The sequence below is a fragment of the Tamlana sp. I1 genome, assembly GCF_015355625.1.
In the GTDB taxonomy this organism is placed as follows: domain Bacteria; phylum Bacteroidota; class Bacteroidia; order Flavobacteriales; family Flavobacteriaceae; genus Pseudotamlana.
This window is the reverse complement of record NZ_JACLAF010000015.1, coordinates 93,760-112,186: the sequence shown is the minus strand read 5'-3', so window position 1 is coordinate 112,186 and position 18,427 is coordinate 93,760. Positions and strand designations below refer to the sequence as shown.

The following is an 18,427-nucleotide window of genomic DNA, read 5'->3' as shown; positions in this document are numbered from 1 at the left end:
CAAATTTACTTTTTTGCCATAGTGGCACTTCTTTTTCCGCGACTATGTAAAAGGGCGGCTTTTACAAAGGCCACAAACAATGGATGTGGGTTTGCAACGGTACTTTTATATTCTGGATGATATTGCACGCCAATAAACCAAGGGTGTGTTGGGATTTCAACAATTTCAACTAAACCTGTATCTGGGTTTAATCCTGTTGCTTGCATGCCTGCAGCTTCCATTTGTGCTTTATAATCGCCATTAAATTCATAACGGTGTCTGTGACGCTCAGAAATACTTTCCGATTTATAAATATCGCGAATAGCACTACCTAATTTTAAATCGCAATCCCAAGCTCCTAAACGCATGGTCCCCCCTTTATCTGTAATCGTTTTTTGATCTTCCATTAAATCGATAACAGCATTTTTTGTATCCGAATTCATTTCAGAAGAGGCAGCATCTTTTATACCTAAAACGTTTCTAGCAAACTCGATAACGGCCATTTGCATTCCTAAACAAATTCCTAAAAATGGCACATTGTTTTCTCTAACGTATTGAACGGCATCAATTTTACCATCGATTCCACGCTCGCCAAAACCAGGCGCTACTAAAACCCCGTCTAAATGACCTAATTTTAAATGAACATTATCTTTATTGATGTATTCTGAATGTACAGACTCGACTTTAACCTTAACTTCATTCTCTGCTCCTGCATGAATAAAAGCTTCTAAAATAGATTTATATGAATCTTGTAATTCTACGTATTTACCAATTAATCCGATAGTTACTTCAGATTTTGGATTTTTATGACGGTGTACAAATTGATTCCAACGCTCAATATCTGGAGTGTCGCTTTTAAGATTTAATTTTTCAAGAACCACTTTATCCAAACCTTCATCTAACATTAAGTTTGGTACATCGTAAATGGTTGAAGCATCAATAGATTGAATAACAGCATTTTCTTTTACGTTGCAAAATAAAGCCAGTTTTCGGCGTAAATCTTTTGGTAAATTATGCTCGGTTCTACACACTAAAATATCGGCTTGAACCCCACTTTCCATTAATGTTTTTACACTATGCTGCGTAGGTTTTGTTTTTAATTCGCCTGCGGCAGATAAAAAAGGCACTAAAGTTAAATGAATAACAATACCATTATTTTCGCCTAAATCCCAACGCAATTGACGTACAGCTTCAATATATGGTAACGATTCAATATCACCTACAGTTCCACCAATTTCGGTAATGACAATATCGTAATCGCCAGATTTTCCTAAAATCTGAATACGTTCTTTAATTTCATCTGTAATATGAGGAACAACTTGAACCGTTTTTCCTAAAAATTCGCCACGACGTTCTTTATCGATAACACTTTGGTAAATTCTACCAGTAGTTACGTTATTGGCCTGACTTGTAGCACGGTTTAAAAAACGCTCGTAATGCCCTAAGTCTAAATCGGTTTCAGCACCATCTTCAGTAACATAACATTCGCCATGTTCGTACGGATTTAAAGTTCCTGGATCGACATTAATATAAGGGTCTAGTTTTTGAATTGTAACCCGATAACCTTGGGCTTGTAATAGCTTTGCAAGAGATGCTGCTATAATTCCTTTTCCTAAGGAAGACGTAACCCCACCGGTTACAAAAATGTATTTTGCTGTATTTGTCATGTTGCGCTTTTAAACGCAGGCAAATTTACAAAATTTTAATAGTTATTTGAGCCGTAATAACAAACATTATTTAAGTGTCCCATTTAATAACTTATTACATTGCTTATCAACGCGTTGAAAACACACAATACACCATAAACATTTCCTTGCTTTTATATCAAAAAAACACAGTGTTTAATTTGCGCTAAAATTCATTCAAAGAAACTGTTAACAACCAAAATGTCCTGAAGTTTTGAAACTATATCTTTTTCGCAACAATAATGGTATGCGTTTCGGAAGTTGTTTCGGAAGTTTTAAATGGTACATTTATAATTTCTAAAACACTAAAACCATTATTCTCTAGTTGGAATTCTATGGTTTGCAAGCGATGGTAATAAAAAAATACTCTACCCGCATTTCCCGATTTAAAGTTAGAATCTTTAGGATTTCCTTCTACAAAACTTAAATATAAAACCCCATCTTTATATAATAAGGTATTCGAATTACAAATTAACATTTCACATTCGTGTTGTGAAAGATAAGGCAAACAAAAACCAGCAATAATACCGTGATATTTATCTGTTAATTCGCCAATTAAACGAGTATCCATGACTACAAATTTGGCTGAAGGATTATTTTTTTCTGCCAAAGCAATCATATTGGGAGAAATATCCACACCTAAAACCGCCAAATTTGGTTGTTTTGTTAGAAGGTACTTTGTTATATTTCCAGGACCACAGCCAACATCTATTATTTTTGCTTTAGTGTTAGGAAGGAGAGCACAAAAATAATCGTAAGATGCGTTATAAAGTTCTTCTTTCATAAACTTAGCCTCATACAATTTGGCTATTTTATCCCATGTAGCAAAAGTTTCTGTGTTCGCATTCATTGTAGTTATTTCTTTTTTTCTGCCAAAACATAAGTATAAAACCACATAAGCGTAAAGGTTGGAATAATATCTAAACCTGGCACAATTTCTTCAACAAAGGAAACCACACCTGCTACTTTCCCCGATTTTCCTTTGTAGAGTTTCGTCATTAACCATCCTGAAATAGGCGCCCAAATAATATCGGTCATTTCTCCAATGCCTGGAAAAAAATAAGACAAGGCCCCTATGATGTCTAACAGAATACCAACAAAAAGTTTATTGTATTTACTCATGGGAGGACTTATTTATCACTTTCCAATTAATTTTAAAAACTCGTTTCGGGTTTCTATTTTTTCAAACTGCCCTCTAAACCCTGATGTTGTTGTTACCGAGCTTTGTTTCTGTACCCCACGCATCATCATACACATGTGCGATGCTTCAATAACAACAGCGACGCCCTGAGGTTTTAAGGTGTCGTTAATACAGTCTAAAATTTGCTTGGTTAGTCGTTCTTGAACTTGTAAACGTCTTGCAAAAACATCAACAATTCTAGGAAGTTTACTTAAACCTACAATTTGTCCGTTTGGAATATAGGCAATATGCGCTTTACCAAAAAAAGGTAAAACATGATGCTCGCAAAGGGAATATAATTCGATGTCTTTTACAATAACCATTTCGTTATAAGACTCTTTAAACATGGCGCCTTTTAAAATTTCTACAGGGTCTTGCTCGTAACCTTGAGTTAAAAATTGCATAGCTTTTGCCGCGCGTTCCGGGGTTTTTAAGAGGCCTTCACGTTGTGTATCTTCTCCTAAATCTTCAATAATATGTTTATATTGATTGGTAATTCCATCGGTAACTTCATCGTTATATTCTTCAAAACTTTTGTACGGCATAAAAGGGTTGTTTGTTGTTGTGCTTTATTTTTAATTGAACATATAAACCAGGGACTTTCCTAGAAAATATCCAACTAGGGAAATCGTAGAAAGTACTACAATACTAGTTAACAATAGCTTCTTTGATGTATTTGTATCTTTTCTTAAGGCAATAATTCCAAGAATTACTATTATTCCATTAAAAATAAGTAAAATAATTTCCATAATTGATTTTTATATTTTTCATTACTGTTTAACCATCGCATTTCATAATCCAACATAGCGATTCAATAAATATATAGTTAAAAGCAGATATTACAAAAAAAAGAAACTTAATTGTTCATAACGCTTTAAAGTAGTAAATTCACGCCTATTATTTCTTATAGATGATTCAAGCAAAAAACATTCATAAATACTACGGCGATTTACAAGTTTTAAAAGGTGTCGATATTCATATTAAAAAAGGCGAAGTGGTTTCTATAGTTGGCGCTTCGGGGGCTGGAAAAACCACCTTACTACAAATTTTAGGAACTTTAGACAAAGCTTCATCAAATGTGCCCTTTAAATTAAGCATAAACGGTACCGACATAAATACTTTAAAAGATAAAGCTCTAGCCAAATTTAGAAATGAGCATATCGGATTTATATTTCAATTTCATCAATTATTACCCGAATTTTCAGCCTTAGAAAATGTTTGCTTGCCTGCTTTTATTAAAGGAACAAAAAAAGCAGATGCCGAAAAACGCGGTATAGAATTACTCGATTTTTTAGGCTTATCGCACCGACACAACCACAAACCAAACGAACTTTCGGGTGGAGAACAACAACGTGTTGCCGTTGCTAGAGCCTTAATAAATAGTCCTGATTTAATTTTTGCCGATGAACCTTCTGGGAATTTAGATAGCGAATCTGCCGAAAACCTTCACAATTTATTCTTTAAATTACGCGATGAATTCGGACAAACCTTTGTTATTGTGACGCATAATGAAGATTTAGCAAATATGGCCGACAGAAAGTTAACCATGGTTGATGGTAAAATAACTTCCTAATTTTTTCTTTTTTAAGAAGGGCTGCCATATCATTCCCTTTCATTTTTATGTTGTAGTTCATTTTTTCCATTGATGAAAAAACGAACCAAAAAAATCTAGATTTACGAAACTTTATCTAAATTTTTCGTTCGACACCTAAATTCCAGGAACTCGCCATAATAATTAGAGCCAAATTTAAAAATTAGTTTAGCTCAAACAGCCTGAAATTTCACGGTGTTATCACTTCAAATTTCACGATAAATTTTCGATAGACCATAAAACCGATTTATCTAAATAAGACTAATACCAATTTTAAACTTAGATTTCGACCAAATATAAACCCTAGACTTTTTTCTTAAAAACCATTTTGGACACTAAGGCTGAAAAACCTAAAACAGGCCCAATAGCCAGCATGACAAAAAGATAATTTAAGGGCACAAAAGCCATTAAATAATTAAAAAGCATAATGCTAATAATTGTTAAGCTATACCCCAAACAATTTACAATGGTAAGCGCTGTACCTTTAAACTCGGGGTTAACGGTTTGAGCTACCAAAGTTGAAAATAATGGCGAATCGGCAATAACAACCATGCCCCAAAATACAGCAAAGGCTACAAAAATAATTTCGGAGTTTATCTCAAAAAACAAAGGCGACACCAAACAGCAAATTGCTGAAAGCACTAATGCTGTAGTGGCGACATGTATGGTTTTAAATTTTTGAGATAAATACCCAGCTATCACGCAAGCAATTCCGCCTAAAGCGATAATACTAAAACTTAATAACGGAATGTTAAAACTTGTACCCGGATGCATTTTAACATAAGTAGTTAGCAATAATGGAATAAACGCCCAAAATGCATAAAGCTCCCACATGTGTCCAAAATACCCAAAGGCAGCCGATCGAAAATTGGAGTTTCTAAATATTTTAAATATTACAGAAAGATCTATCGCTTTAGCGGATTTTCTAAAAGGGCCATCTGGAACAAAAACCAGAATTAAAACACCGCCTAATACCGCTATGCCCGAAGTGATATACACCACGTATTGCCATGAAATAAACTGACTAAAACCTTTTAATAAGTGCGGAAAAGCCGTTCCTAATACTAAAGCTCCAACCAAGAAGCCTAATGATTTTCCAAGTCCTTTTTGGTAATAATCGGCTGCTATTTTCATGCCCACGGGGTAAATTCCTGCCAAGAAAAACCCAGTTGAAAAACGTAACAAAATTAAACTATAAATAGTCTGGCTTGGAAAAACGACCAAAGCATTAAAAAATGCACATAATATCGCACAGACAAAAAACACTTTCGAAGGCGAAAAACGATCTGTAATTGTAAAAAAGGCAAACAAAAAAGTGCCCATAATAAAACCAAATTGAACCGCTGAAGTTAAAAACCCTAAAGCTGAAACTTCTAAATTAAAAGTGATGATTAAGTCGGTAATAACGCCATTTCCCGCAAACCACAACGAGGTGCAGCAAAATTGAGAGAAAACGATAATGGGTAAGATGCGTTTTGAAAGGTCCAAATTCATTAAAAATATAAGTCACGAATTTAAGCTTTATTATTAAACAAATAATTTTTTAAAACTTACCATCTGAAATAAACAAGCCTATTCTAGCAGCACATAGACAGAAAAACTAGTCAACACAAATATCAACCAATTAGTTATACAACTAGTATATTCACAGGAAAGGGCTAAAAAAAAGAAACCCCGAAGCGTTGGCCTCGGGGAATTCTAAATGATTAGATTTTAATCTAAGTGATTATTGAAATGTTTTAAGATTTCAAAAACCAAAAATTATTTTTCTAAAGGATATGTAACTCCTAAAATCGTTATAGTTTTTGCTGAATAGTCTAATTTAATATTATTAAACACACCAACATCAAGCTTAAGAACACCTGATTTTACTGCTCTTGGCAACAATACAAAATGTAAAGACTCTTCAACCGTTAATTCATATTCAATATCGTTTGAGCTAACTCCAGACTGTGTTCCGTCTAATAAATATTCGTCATCCCAAATATTTAGAGGCGTATCAGCTCCAGAAATCCAAGTTCTAGTTGAATTTTCGGTGTATTCAATAGCAGCATCATTTTCAGCAGTTATTTTTCCATTTTCAATATCTACGCTATATTCTAAAAACCCATCTTCATTTTCACCTAAATTCTCAACAACTTGAGTCCCTTCAACTTTATACCCATTGTGATAAAAACCATCAAAAGTAGCTGTATGTGTGCTTCCTTCTACACCGTACCAATCTGTTGAAACAATAGTTACAATGCCTTCTCTGGTAACCCCGTCTTTACCTACTGTTCCTTCTTTAAAATCAACCGTTATTGTTTTAGGAAATGTAGTTAAATCCATAGGTGTAACCGAAATTTCAGGACTATTTTTAGTCGCTGCTATTTTTGCTGATGAAGAACCTTCAGCTTGTAAAATGGCATCACCATTATTATTTCCAATATCTTGGAATATTTGATTAACCAAGGCGTATTCTTGAATAGCTTCAATCGTTTCTGTAGGCTCGATGGCTTCTGTTACAGCATCTTTTGCATCATCGCATCCTATAAAAAAAAGTGCTAAAACTGGAATGATTAATTTTTTCATAATTTATATGTTTATTTTTTCGTTTCAAAAATAACGCTATTTGGTCGAATTTTAGTTCAATTTTAGGATTGATTTATTACTTTTTCGACAAAAACATGCACTTCGTCGATGATTTAACGCTTTTCAACTATTATCTAATATAACAGTAAAGATTGAAAGCTTAAAACCATTAGCATAATAAATGGTATTTTTGAAGTCTTAAAACACCATCAAAATTTACATCTTGAATACTGCCGAATTAAAAGAATTTTTAGACGCTAAAGTTATTGAATATAACAATCCTAATTTTATTGATAGTGACCCTATTCAAATTCCGCATCGCTTATCAATCAAAGAAGATATTGAAATTGCCTCTTTTTTAACAGCCACCATTGCTTGGGGAAACCGAAAAATGATTATAAAAAATGCTGATAGCATGATGGAACTGTTAGGAAATTCGCCTTACGATTTTGTTATAAATCATAAAGCAAGCGACCTAGATACTTTTGATGGTTTTGTGCACCGTACTTTTAATGCTGAAGATTTAAAATATTTTATAACAGCTTTAAAAAACATCTATGTAAATCATAATGGTTTAGAGGCCGTTTTTAACAACTACACTTCCGAAACCAGCATGCAACCTGCCATTCACGAATTTAAAAAGACATTTTTTTCCATAAATCATCCTTCCCGAACATTAAAACATGTTGGCGACCCAAATAAAGGTTCGGCGGCGAAACGGATTAATATGATGCTGCGTTGGTTGGTAAGGAAAGATCAAGCAGGGGTAGATTTTGGCATTTGGAAAACCATTCCAGCTTCAAAACTATCTTGTCCGTTAGATGTACATTCAGGAAACGTGGCTAGAAAACTGGGTTTATTAAAACGTAAACAAAATGATGCCAAAGCTTTAACCGAATTAGACACCGCTTTAAGAAACCTAGACCCCAAAGACCCCGTTAAATATGACTTCGCCCTTTTTGGATTGGGTGTTTTTGAAGGGTTCTAACAACTGTTTTTCGTATCTTTATTCGCAAATACACACTGCCTTATGAAATTATATATTTCTCTATTTTTCACCGTTTTTAGTCTTTCACTTTTTTCTCAATCTCGAAAAATTCCAACCGATACTATGGTGGTTACCACACATAGTACAACCATTAAAAACACAGCTATCAACTACACGGCCACGACAGGAACCCAACCCGTTTGGAATCAAGAAGGCGACCCAATTGCGACCCTATATTATACCTATTACGAACGAAATAATGTAAAAAATAAAGCCGAACGACCTTTAGTGATTTCATTTAACGGCGGTCCAGGTTCTGCATCAGTTTGGATGCATATTGCTTACACAGGTCCAAAAGTTTTAAATATTGACGATGAAGGTTACCCTATGCAACCTTATGGTGTAAAGGATAATCCGAATTCTATTCTAGACATTGCCGATATTGTATATGTAAACCCCGTAAACACAGGCTATTCCAGAATGATAGCCAATAAAGAAGGAAAACTACCAGAACGCGAAACATTTTTTGGTATTAATGCAGACATTAAATACCTCGCCGAATGGATTAACACGTTTGTATCTAGAAAAAACCGATGGGAATCGCCTAAATATATTATTGGCGAAAGTTATGGAGGCACACGCGTTATGGGCTTAGCCAACGAATTACAATCTAAACAGTGGATGTATTTAAATGGTGTGATTTTGGTATCGCCAGCCGATTATAAATTATACAATACCAATCAGCCCATATATTCAGCTTTAAACTTGCCTTATTTTACGGCTACTGCTTGGTATCACAAGGCCTTAACCCCTGCTCTTCAACAAAAAGATTTATTAGATATCTTACCAGAAGCCGAAAACTATGCCATTAATACGTTAATGCCTGCCCTTGCTAAAGGTGGTTTTATTTCTGAAAGTGAAAAACAAGACGTTGCAAAAAAAGTGGCTTATTATTCCGGTTTAACCGAAAAGGCCATTTTACAAAATAATCTAGAAGTATCGAATAGTTATTTCTGGAAAGCCTTATTACAAGATAAAACAGGACAAACTATTGGCCGTTTAGATTCTAGATATTTGGGCATCGATAAAACAGAAGCAGGCACAAGCCCCGATTATAATGCAGAAATTTCATCATGGTCGCATTCCTTTACGCCCGCCATTAATTATTACATTAAAGAACATTTAAAATTTAACACCGATATTAAATATAATATGTTTGGCGATGTGCACCCTTGGGACAGACGAAACGACCATACAAGAGAAGGATTAAGACAAGCCATGGCCGAAAACCCATATTTAAAAGTACTAATCCAATCGGGGTATTACGATGGCGCCACCACATATTTTGGGGCTAAATATACGATGTGGCAAATAGACCCTAGCGGAAAAATGAAAGACCGTTTTACATACAAAGGTTATAGAAGTGGCCATATGATGTACCTAAGAAAAGATGATTTAATTTCTGCGAATGATGATATTCGAGAGTTTATAAAAAATGCTTCTAGCAACGGAAAAGCTGCTAAATATATGAGGAAATAGAAGTAAGTATTTTAGCGCTATCATAAAAATAAAAAAACGACTGATATTTTCAAGCATCAATCGTTTTTAAACTTATACATTTTATAACACTTTCAGACCTTCAATAAAGTATCTGAAAAATAGTTATACTAAATTCTGATTACTATTCTGAGAAGAATTCATCTGTCGTTTTTTCGTAAGTATACTTATAAGTAGAAATTTTTTCTTCTTCAAAAGTCTCTGTCAAGCTTAATCTGCCATTTTCAAAAGAAACAGTTTCTGGATCATACTCACCTTTAGCTCCTTCAATCCAATCGGGGTTATCAAGTTCATCAGGAACAATTACAACTTCTGTCGCAGTTCTTGTTAATATACCATTAGTTAACGTAAATGTGCCGGTTACTCCAAATCCATCATAAGCGCAATCATCTGAAATATCAGATTCTTTGGCCGCAACATCCTTATAAGTATTATCACTATTAAATTCGATAATCGATTTACTTTCACACACAGTAGCTTCTTCTAATTCTCCATCATAAGATATACTTACAAGTTTCCATTTTCCAATAATACTGTCTTGTACATCAGGCGTTTTATTATTATCATCGCTGCTACAAGCCAATAATGTTATTGTGGTTAAAAAAATTAGTGCAAATTGTTTTTTGTTCATTTTAATTGTTTTCATGGTTATTATCGATTTGGGGAGCAAATGTAGGTATTTAAATCAAAAGCAAACTCCTAACCTTTTAACCATGCTTCACGTAATGCTTTTTGCGCATCGGTTGCGTCTGGCTTTTCAATAATGCCAAGTCCCATGGTGTAAGTTTTAGTTACTTTTGTTTTAATGTTAATGGCTTTTCCATCACGTATTAAAACAACTTCAATAGCTTGACCAGGTTTCCAATTATAAATAGACTCTAATACCTCGTTTGCATTTTGCATGGTTATTTCCTTGCCGTTTACGCTTCTAATTATATCGTCTGGTTTAGCACCTTGTTCTGCCCAAAAGCTATTTTCTGAAACTTGATCTGTAAAAAAGATAACGCCTAATTGCGGATCGCCGCTAACAATTGGCGCTCCATCCATTAAAATATAGTTGGTTTCCACTTTACCTTCACCAATTTCTAAGCCCACTTTTGCGAAAAATTCGTTGTAATCAATTGGGATATCACCCACAACGTGCATTTCGAAAAAATCACCCAATGAAGGATAAGTCATCGCCACAATTTCATCAATTAATTTATCATCTTCAAAAGGTTTGTGCTTCCCATATTTATTCGATAATTCTTTCATTAGCGATAAAATTCCGCGATGCCCGTTACTTTCTTCGCGCATTAAAATATCAATACACATACCTATTAAAGCACCTTTTTGATACACGTTTAAATATTGATCTTTGTAAGGCTCTTTAATCACATTTTCACTCATTATGGTAAAACTCATCGCATCATTCATACGTTTTGAATAACTGATTTTTTCCATAATCGAATTGTAAAAACTAGCTTCATCAACCAAACCTTGATTCACTTGAAATAAAGTTGCGAAATATTCGGTAACCCCTTCATACATCCATAAATGCTTTGAAAACGTTGGGTTGTTATAATCGAAATACTGAACATCTTCAGAATGCACACTTAAAGGCGTTACAATATGAAAAAACTCATGCGAAACCACATCAATCATACTATCGGCTAAAGCTTCTTCAGACATGTTTTCAGAAAAAACAACAACCGTTGAAGTATGGTGTTCTAAAGCTCCAAATCCTTTTGCCGAATCTTCTTTTCCTTCAGATAAATACAAGAAAATATCGTATTGAGAAGTTGAATTTATATCACCTAAATACGCCTTTTGAGCTTCCATCATTTTAAAAACCGTTTCTTTAAGCGATTTTGCCGAATGTTTTTTATTTGGAGAATAAACACTTAAAACGATTTTAATATCGCCAACTTGAAAGGTTTCAACATCCAAATCGCCGTACATCATTGGATTATCGGTAATATCAAAATAGGTTTGTGCCAAATAACTTGTGGTAGTCGTTTTTCCATCGGCACTGGTTTTAGAACCTGATGCTTTTAACGCAGATGCATGCACAAAGTTAGACGGACTCGTAATATCCACCTTGTATTGATTGTTTTTTAAAGAATCGAAATACCCTATAAAACCATGTAAATTCAACACGAAATTATTCGGCTCTATATTGGTTCCCGAAGGTGAAAAAGGCGTATCATTTCCAATACCTCCCACGAGTTCCTGATCGAAAGTATCATTTACCAAATAGGTTATTTTATCAAGATTTTTAGCGTTAGAAATCGTCCACGTATTCGTATCTACATTGTGAACTGGCATTTCATTACCTTTATAATCATAAGCTTTAATGGCATCGATGTATTTTCCAAAATTGCTTATGGCATAGGTGCCTTGAACAACTTTTGGAAGTCGGTAAGTAACCTTATCAACCGTAAAACGTCCTGGATCAATAGTTACAGGAACACGATCGTTATCGACATGAACTAAATCTACCACGGTTTCAATTGGCGTATTTACAGCCAAATCATTTTGCGATGTTTTTGTGGTACCACAACTGGCAACCAATAAGCCCGTAAATAAAACGGCTAAAATTCTGTTATTCATTAATTTTGATTTTTGTTAAAAAATTGAGCTGCAAAATACTATTATGTACGACGCCCATTACCTAAGGTTTTGTTAAATTCGCATATGCAAAAACCGCTTGTAAGCATTTTAATTCCTTTTAAAAACACCGAAACTTATTTACCGGATTGTTTAAATTCCATATTACAACAAAGCTATTCTAATTGGGAATTAATCATTATTGATGATCATTCAACAGATAAAAGCCATGCTATTGTTAACGATTTTACTCACAAAGATAGCAGAATTAAACTATTAAAAAATTCTGGAAGTGGAATTATTGATGCTTTAAAATTGGCTTTTTCACAAAGCAAAGGGGACTTTATTACACGTATGGACAGCGATGATGTGATGCGTCCCAACAAACTTGAAGTTTTAGCAAATAATTTATTAACCTACGGAAAACAGCATATCGCGGTGGGTTTAGTTCATTATTTTGCTGAAGAAGGTATAAAAGCGGGTTACAAAAGCTATGAAGTTTGGCTGAATAACCTAACTGAAAAAGGCGCAAATTATTCTGAAATCTATAAAGAATGTGTTATTCCTTCGCCCTGTTGGATGGTACATCGCGAGGATTTAATAGCCTGCGATGCTTTTAACCCCAACCGCTATCCTGAAGATTACGACCTAGCATTCAGGTTTTACAAACACAATTTTAAATGCATTCCTTGCTGCGACATTTTACACGATTGGCGTGATTACAGCCACCGCACTTCTAGAACTCATGTGCACTATGCTGAAAATCATTTTATAGATTTAAAACTGCACTATTTTCTAGAACTCGATTATCAAACCAATAAAACGTTAGTGGTTTGGGGCGCAGGAAATAAAGGAAAAACCATTGCAAAAACCCTTAAAAAATTGAATATGCCTTTTGAATGGATTTGCGATAATCCTAAAAAAATTGGTAAAGACATTTATGGTACTGTTTTAAAACCGTTTCAATATTTACAGCACATTGAAAACCCACAAAGCATTATTACCGTTGCCAATAAAGAAGAACAGCAAGGTATTTTAGAATATATGAATCACTTGCATTTAAAACCGATTGAAGATTATGTTTTCTTTTGTTAATGCCGAAAAATTATGTAGGTTTGACTAATCTAATTAAGCTATGCAGTTTAAACATCCAGAACTTCTTTACGCCTTATTTTTACTGCTTATTCCTATTATTGTTCACTTATTTCAGTTACGTAAATTTAAACGTGAAGCCTTTACCAACGTTGCTTTTTTAAAAGAAGCCACTTTACAAACTAGAAAAAGTTCGCAAATAAAAAAATGGCTTGTTTTACTTACTCGATTATTGCTTCTAGCGGCTTTAGTTTTTGCTTTTGCACAACCTTATACTTCTAATTTAGACAGTTTTAAAACCGAAAAAGAAACCGTTATTTATTTAGATAACTCCTTTAGTATGCAAGCTAAAGGGAATCAAGGAGAATTATTAAAAAGAGCCGTTCAGGATATTATTTCCAATGTTCCTAATGATGAAAACATATCGATAGTTACTAATAATCACGTTTTTAAAAACACAAATATTAGTGCGATTAAAAACGAGTTGCTAAAATTAGACTATGCTTCAAATAGTTTAACTGCCGAAGCGGCTTTATTAAAAAGTAAAACCTTATTCAATAATAAAAAAGGGATTTTAAAAAATCTTGTTTTTATTTCAGATTTTCAGCAAGACCAAAGCGATTTTAATATTGAACCAGATTCGCTAACCCGTTTACATTTAGTGAAATTAGAAGCGGTTAACAAAAACAATATTGCTATTGATAGCGCTTACATTTCTGAAACAAACGCCAATAATTTAGAGCTTAACGTAGTTTTAAAAAATAGCGGTACTGCGGTTGAAAATTTACCGGTATCACTTTATAATGACGATAAGCTTATCGCAAAAACATCTGTAAATCTTAATAAAACCAACCAAACGACCTTTACATTACCTAAAGATCAGCTTATAAATGGTAAAATAAGTGTGGACGATAGCAGTTTACAATTTGATAATAGCTTGTTTTTCAATTTGAATAAAGCTTCAAAAATTAATGTGCTTTCTATAAATGCGGCGAACGATAGTTTTTTAAAACGCATTTATACCGAAGCCGATTTCAACTACATTTCAACCACCGAAAAACAGTTAAATTTTAACTTAATAGATAAACAGCATCTTATTATTTTAAATGAATTGGATGCCATTTCAACCCCATTAATTTCAGCTTTAAAACAATTTTCAGCGCAAGGTGGTACTATTATTATCATACCTTCAAACAACATTCAATTAACAGCTTATAATTTATTTTTAAATTCATACGGCGCGCAGTTTTCAAACATAATTACTGCCGAAAAACGCATAACCACTATAAATTACAGTCATCCCCTATACAATAACGGCGTATTTACAAAACAGGTTAAAAACTTTCAGTACCCTAAAGTGAATCAGTTTTATGGATTAACTTCAAATCAAGCTTCGGCAGCTTTACAATTTGAAGATGGTAAACTGTTTTTAGCAGAACTTAACCATGTTTTTGTGTTTTCGGCAGCTTTAAATAGCGATAATTCAAGTTTTAAAAACTCGCCACTTATTGTCCCTACCTTATTTAATATTGGAAAACAGAGCTTTAAAATTCCTGAAATTTATTATACCATAGGTCGCGAAAACACCTTTGAAGTGGAAACACAAATGCAGCAAGACGCCGTGCTTTCACTAGTTAATGAAGACGTTAATTTGATTCCGAGACAACAATATTTTAATAATAAGGTGGTGATTCATACTTCGGAAGAACCTTCAACTGCAGGTACATTTTCTGTTATGAATGGCATTGAAACATTAAAAAATGTGAGTTTTAATTACAATAGATCGGAAAGTGATTTGGTTTACCGCAATCTTTCTGCTTCAAAAAATGTGATGGTTAGCGATTCGGTAACTAAAATTTTCGACAGTATAAAAAGTGACACAAAAATTAATGCCCTGTGGAAATGGTTTGTTATTTTTGCACTAGCGTTATTGATTATTGAAATGCTCATCTTAAAATTCTTTAAATGAACATACTTATAAAATCGGCCACGATTATAGATTCTAAAAGCGAATTTCACAATTCTACTCAAGATATATTAATTGAAAATGGCGTGATTACTAAGATTGCCAACAGCATTAAAAATTCTAAAAATTACCAAGAAGTTAGCTTAAACAACCTTCATATTTCTCAAGGTTGGTTTGATAGCGGGGTGTGTTTTGGAGAACCTGGTTTGGAAGAACGAGAAACTATTGCCAATGGTTTACAAACTGCGGCGCTTTCTGGTTTTACTGCGGTGGCTTTAAATGCGTATAGCAATCCGGTTATCGATTCGAATTCCGATATTACTTTTATAAAATCGAAATCATTAAACCATGCTGTAACACTTTTACCTATTGGAGCTTTAACCGTTTCTAGCCAAGGTGTCGATCTTGCCGAACTTTATGATATGAGCTCTGCCGGAGCTGTTGCTTTTTACGATTATAAAAAGCCTATTTCTAATCCGAATCTTATGAAAATCGCGCTGCAATACGCTAGCAATTTTAACGGTTTGGTATGTTCTTTTCCACAAGAAAACAAAATTGCAGGTCTAGGTGTTATGAACGAAAACATAACTAGCACCAGATTAGGTTTAAAAGGTATTCCTGCACTTGCTGAAGAAATGCAAATTGCAAGAGACTTATTTTTATTGGAATATACAGGCGGAAAATTACATATTCCTACCATTTCTACAGCAACATCGGTGGCACTTATTCGCGAGGCAAAAAAGAAGAAACTAGATGTAACCTGCAGTGTTGCGATTCACAATTTATATTTTACAGATGAAGCGCTAACCGATTTTAACACGCATTTTAAAGTATTACCGCCCTTACGCACACAAAGTGATGCCGATGCCTTAATTGAAGGCGTTAAAGATGGCACAATCGATATGGTGACTACAGATCATAATCCTTTAAATATCGAATTAAAAAAGATAGAATTTGATTACGCTAATTATGGTACCATTGGTTTAGAAACTGCTTTTGGTGCCTTACAAACGCTATTTACCACAAAAAAAACCATTGATATTTTAACCAAAGGAAAAAATAGATTTGGCTTAGAAGCATCTGCTATAAATGAAGGTGCTCTAGCTAACATCACGCTTTTTAATCCAGACTCAAAAGCTGTTTTCACGACTAAAGACATCCTTTCAAAATCGAAGAATGCCATATTTGAAAACGAAACCTTAAAAGGCAGCGTTTATGGTATTATTGCCAATAATCAAATGGTTTTAAAATCGTAATTGCATGACAAATCAAGACATTGAAATTGGCCGTAAAAACGCCATAATAAGCTACATTACCATATTTGGAGTTATTATTGCCTATTATTTAAACAACGAAAACAAAAGTGATTTTGCTAGTTTTCACATCAGACAATCCTTAGGACTTTGGCTTACTTTTTTTGCGCTGGGTTATATTGTTGGTAGTTTTGATAACTGGTTGGTAACCTCATCCTTCTACTTGTTTTTTGTAATTCTTTTTATTTATGGATTTTCAAATGCTGTGGCAAGAAAAAAACAAATTGTGCCTCTAGTGGGTGCATTCTATCAAAAAATATTTGCAAACCTAGGAAACTAACATGGTAAACACATCACTTTCATTACAACATATTATTAGAAAATCTAGCTTAACCGAAAATGCACCATTATTAATTATGATGCATGGTTATGGCAGCGATGAAAACGATTTATTTTCGTTTGCAACAGAGTTACCCGAAGAACTTTTTATCATTTCTGTAAAAGCTCCTTACCCTATGGAACCTTACGGAAATGCTTGGTATGCTATTAATTTTGATGCTGAAAAAGGCAAATGGAACGATATTGAACAAGCCAAACAATCGCGTGATTTAATCTCAAAATTTATTGATGAAGCTGTTGAAGCTTACCCTGTAAATAAAAGTAACGTATCGCTTTTGGGCTTTAGCCAGGGCAGTATTTTAAGTTACGGAGTAGCATTAACATACCCTGAAAAAATTAAAAACGTCGTGGCTTTAAGCGGCTATTTGGTTCAAGATATTTTCCCTGAAAAATTTGAGTCGAAAGACTATTCGCATTTAGATTTTTATTGTTCACACGGCAGTGTTGACCAAGTAATTCCTGTGGAATGGGCGAGACAAACAACACCGTTTTTAAACGCCTTAAAAGTTAAAAATCAGTATTCTGAATTTCCTGTAGGGCACGGCGTAGCGCCTCAAAACTTTTATGAGTTTAAGGAATGGTTAAGTGCACGAATTGGCTAGGGTTTAAGTCGGTATTACAGCTGAAAACCAATTAATCCATTCAATTTCGAATAAATTAATAGCGTTTTCAATTTAAAAATTCTAAAAATGATACGAACTTTTGGTATTTCTTCCTTTATAGCGCTTAGTTCCATTTTTAATTGTACAAGTCAATCTACGACCTATAAACCTGTTAAATTCCCGACAGATTATAATGCAAGTCTTAATATTGTTTATACCACTGTAAACCAATGGGAAGGCAAGATGGATTTATATACCAATCTGCTTTCAAAGCAACCAACGCCTATTGTAATTAATATTCATGGTGGCGGTTGGAATCATGGTGTAAAAGAATCGCAAACTGGATTTAGCGAATTCTTTAAAAATGGTTTTGCGGTTGCCAATGTGGAATATCGTTTAGAATCTACAGCTCCAGCCCCTGCGGCGATTGAAGACGTAAGATGTGCCTTGATTTATTTGTATAAACACGCAAAAACATTAAATATTGATACCAATAAAATTGTGGTGATGGGCGCTTCCGCTGGAGGCCATTTAGCACTCATGACAGGATTATTGGGAAATAATAGAAGATTTGACAGCCATTGCTATTTAGAATCTGAAATTAAAATTGCTGCCATTATTGATAAATACGGTCCAACCGATTTAACGCTTCTATCCGAAATGGGTTCTGCGAAAAAATGGCTAAAAACAAACTCTAAAAATAAAACTTTTATAAAGTCTGTTTCTCCTTTATATTTTGTTTCCGAATCCAGTCCACCAACACTAATTATTCATGGCACGAAAGATCCGCTTGTTTCTTATAAGCAATCTGTCATGCTTTATAAGAAACTACAAGAAAATCAAATAAAAACGGAGTTGGTTCTAATTGAAGGTGGTGGCCATGGTAAATTTTCAAAAGCTGAAAAATCACTTTTTAATGAAAAATTATGGCAGTTTTTAGACAATCTAAAACTAACAAATAAAAACTAGGTTTTT

17 protein-coding genes are annotated in these 18,427 nt (G+C 34.0%); 9 read left to right on the top strand and 8 right to left on the bottom strand.

The annotated features are described in order from the left end of the window. Positions 1–5: 5 nt before the first annotated feature. The 4 genes from H6X70_RS14355 to folE form a co-directional block, all read right to left on the bottom strand. A complete protein-coding gene (locus tag H6X70_RS14355) occupies positions 6–1,646 on the bottom strand; it encodes a CTP synthase (RefSeq protein WP_194768382.1) in 1,641 nt (546 codons plus the stop codon). 238 nt (positions 1,647–1,884) lie between these two features. After that, the gene (locus H6X70_RS14350) at positions 1,885–2,514 is read right to left on the bottom strand and encodes a class I SAM-dependent DNA methyltransferase (RefSeq protein ID WP_194768381.1); all 630 of its coding nucleotides are present in this window, start codon (positions 2,512–2,514) and stop codon (positions 1,885–1,887) included. A 5-nt stretch (positions 2,515–2,519) separates the two neighbouring features. After that, complete coding sequence (locus tag H6X70_RS14345) at positions 2,520–2,786, bottom strand: hypothetical protein (RefSeq protein ID WP_194768380.1); 267 nt, start codon at positions 2,784–2,786, stop codon at positions 2,520–2,522. Positions 2,787–2,801: 15 nt separating this feature from the next. Further along, entirely contained in the window at positions 2,802–3,389 is a 588-nt protein-coding gene (folE, locus tag H6X70_RS14340) for a GTP cyclohydrolase I FolE (protein WP_194768379.1), read from the bottom strand. 365 nt (positions 3,390–3,754) lie between these two features. Here folE and H6X70_RS14335 point away from each other — a divergent pair, with 365 nt between their 5' ends. Then, a complete protein-coding gene (locus tag H6X70_RS14335) occupies positions 3,755–4,417 on the top strand; it encodes an ABC transporter ATP-binding protein (RefSeq protein ID WP_194768378.1) in 663 nt (220 codons plus the stop codon). A 321-nt stretch (positions 4,418–4,738) separates the two neighbouring features. Here the strand turns inward: H6X70_RS14335 and H6X70_RS14330 are convergent, their stop codons facing one another. Beyond that, the gene (locus H6X70_RS14330) at positions 4,739–5,929 is read right to left on the bottom strand and encodes an MFS transporter (protein WP_410529886.1); all 1,191 of its coding nucleotides are present in this window, start codon (positions 5,927–5,929) and stop codon (positions 4,739–4,741) included. A 267-nt stretch (positions 5,930–6,196) separates the two neighbouring features. Continuing rightward, positions 6,197–7,006: a hypothetical protein gene (locus H6X70_RS14325; protein ID WP_194768377.1), complete on the bottom strand. Its 810-nt coding sequence runs from the start codon at positions 7,004–7,006 to the stop codon at positions 6,197–6,199. A gap of 223 nt (positions 7,007–7,229) precedes the next feature. Between H6X70_RS14325 and H6X70_RS14320 the strand changes: the two genes are divergently transcribed. Continuing rightward, entirely contained in the window at positions 7,230–7,994 is a 765-nt protein-coding gene (locus H6X70_RS14320; protein ID WP_194768376.1) for a TIGR02757 family protein, read from the top strand. A 42-nt stretch (positions 7,995–8,036) separates the two neighbouring features. Then, positions 8,037–9,533 (top strand): S10 family peptidase, encoded by a 1,497-nt coding sequence (locus H6X70_RS14315; protein WP_194768375.1) that lies wholly within the window; start codon positions 8,037–8,039, stop codon positions 9,531–9,533. 142 nt (positions 9,534–9,675) lie between these two features. Here the strand turns inward: H6X70_RS14315 and H6X70_RS14310 are convergent, their stop codons facing one another. Continuing rightward, positions 9,676–10,197 carry a lipocalin family protein gene (locus tag H6X70_RS14310; protein ID WP_194768374.1) on the bottom strand — a complete coding sequence of 174 codons (522 nt, stop codon included), beginning with the start codon at positions 10,195–10,197 and terminating at the stop codon, positions 9,676–9,678. A 53-nt stretch (positions 10,198–10,250) separates the two neighbouring features. Beyond that, positions 10,251–12,143, bottom strand: a complete 1,893-nt coding sequence (locus H6X70_RS14305; RefSeq protein ID WP_194768373.1) for a PDZ domain-containing protein — start codon at positions 12,141–12,143, stop codon at positions 10,251–10,253. 84 nt (positions 12,144–12,227) lie between these two features. Between H6X70_RS14305 and H6X70_RS14300 the strand changes: the two genes are divergently transcribed. The 6 genes from H6X70_RS14300 (at position 12,228) to H6X70_RS14275 (ending at position 18,421) form a co-directional block, all read left to right on the top strand. Further along, positions 12,228–13,235 carry a glycosyltransferase family 2 protein gene (locus H6X70_RS14300; RefSeq protein WP_194768372.1) on the top strand — a complete coding sequence of 336 codons (1,008 nt, stop codon included), beginning with the start codon at positions 12,228–12,230 and terminating at the stop codon, positions 13,233–13,235. Between the two features lie 40 nt (positions 13,236–13,275). Then, complete coding sequence (locus H6X70_RS14295) at positions 13,276–15,201, top strand: vWA domain-containing protein (RefSeq protein ID WP_194768371.1); 1,926 nt, start codon at positions 13,276–13,278, stop codon at positions 15,199–15,201. Further along, entirely contained in the window at positions 15,198–16,454 is a 1,257-nt protein-coding gene (locus H6X70_RS14290; RefSeq protein ID WP_194768370.1) for a dihydroorotase, read from the top strand. Before H6X70_RS14295 ends, H6X70_RS14290 begins: the two co-directional genes overlap by 4 nt. Positions 16,455–16,458: 4 nt before the next feature. Then, on the top strand, positions 16,459–16,791 hold the full coding sequence (locus H6X70_RS14285; protein WP_194768369.1) for a hypothetical protein: 333 nt from the start codon (positions 16,459–16,461) through the stop codon (positions 16,789–16,791). A gap of 1 nt (position 16,792) precedes the next feature. Next, positions 16,793–17,452 (top strand): alpha/beta hydrolase, encoded by a 660-nt coding sequence (locus tag H6X70_RS14280; RefSeq protein ID WP_194768368.1) that lies wholly within the window; start codon positions 16,793–16,795, stop codon positions 17,450–17,452. 87 nt (positions 17,453–17,539) lie between these two features. Further along, a complete protein-coding gene (locus H6X70_RS14275) occupies positions 17,540–18,421 on the top strand; it encodes an alpha/beta hydrolase (protein WP_194768367.1) in 882 nt (293 codons plus the stop codon). Positions 18,422–18,427: the final 6 nt, after the last annotated feature.

Excerpts from the sequence above, each read along its gene's own strand:
- H6X70_RS14305 (WP_194768373.1), bottom strand. The coding sequence starts at position 12,143 with ATGAATAACAGAATTTTAGCCGTTTTATTTACGGGCTTATTGGTTGCC.
- H6X70_RS14280 (WP_194768368.1), top strand. The coding sequence starts at position 16,793 with ATGGTAAACACATCACTTTCATTACAACATATTATTAGAAAATCTAGC.
- H6X70_RS14315 (WP_194768375.1), top strand. The coding sequence starts at position 8,037 with ATGAAATTATATATTTCTCTATTTTTCACCGTTTTTAGTCTTTCACTT.
- H6X70_RS14285 (WP_194768369.1), top strand. The coding sequence starts at position 16,459 with ATGACAAATCAAGACATTGAAATTGGCCGTAAAAACGCCATAATAAGC.
- H6X70_RS14335 (WP_194768378.1), top strand. The coding sequence starts at position 3,755 with ATGATTCAAGCAAAAAACATTCATAAATACTACGGCGATTTACAAGTT.
- H6X70_RS14325 (WP_194768377.1), bottom strand. The coding sequence starts at position 7,006 with ATGAAAAAATTAATCATTCCAGTTTTAGCACTTTTTTTTATAGGATGC.
- H6X70_RS14330 (WP_410529886.1), bottom strand. The coding sequence starts at position 5,929 with ATGAATTTGGACCTTTCAAAACGCATCTTACCCATTATCGTTTTCTCT.
- H6X70_RS14290 (WP_194768370.1), top strand. The coding sequence starts at position 15,198 with ATGAACATACTTATAAAATCGGCCACGATTATAGATTCTAAAAGCGAA.
- H6X70_RS14355 (WP_194768382.1), bottom strand. The coding sequence starts at position 1,646 with ATGACAAATACAGCAAAATACATTTTTGTAACCGGTGGGGTTACGTCT.
- H6X70_RS14300 (WP_194768372.1), top strand. The coding sequence starts at position 12,228 with ATGCAAAAACCGCTTGTAAGCATTTTAATTCCTTTTAAAAACACCGAA.
- H6X70_RS14350 (WP_194768381.1), bottom strand. The coding sequence starts at position 2,514 with ATGAATGCGAACACAGAAACTTTTGCTACATGGGATAAAATAGCCAAA.
- H6X70_RS14295 (WP_194768371.1), top strand. The coding sequence starts at position 13,276 with ATGCAGTTTAAACATCCAGAACTTCTTTACGCCTTATTTTTACTGCTT.
- H6X70_RS14275 (WP_194768367.1), top strand. The coding sequence starts at position 17,540 with ATGATACGAACTTTTGGTATTTCTTCCTTTATAGCGCTTAGTTCCATT.
- H6X70_RS14310 (WP_194768374.1), bottom strand. The coding sequence starts at position 10,197 with ATGAAAACAATTAAAATGAACAAAAAACAATTTGCACTAATTTTTTTA.
- H6X70_RS14345 (WP_194768380.1), bottom strand. The coding sequence starts at position 2,786 with ATGAGTAAATACAATAAACTTTTTGTTGGTATTCTGTTAGACATCATA.
- folE (WP_194768379.1), bottom strand. The coding sequence starts at position 3,389 with ATGCCGTACAAAAGTTTTGAAGAATATAACGATGAAGTTACCGATGGA.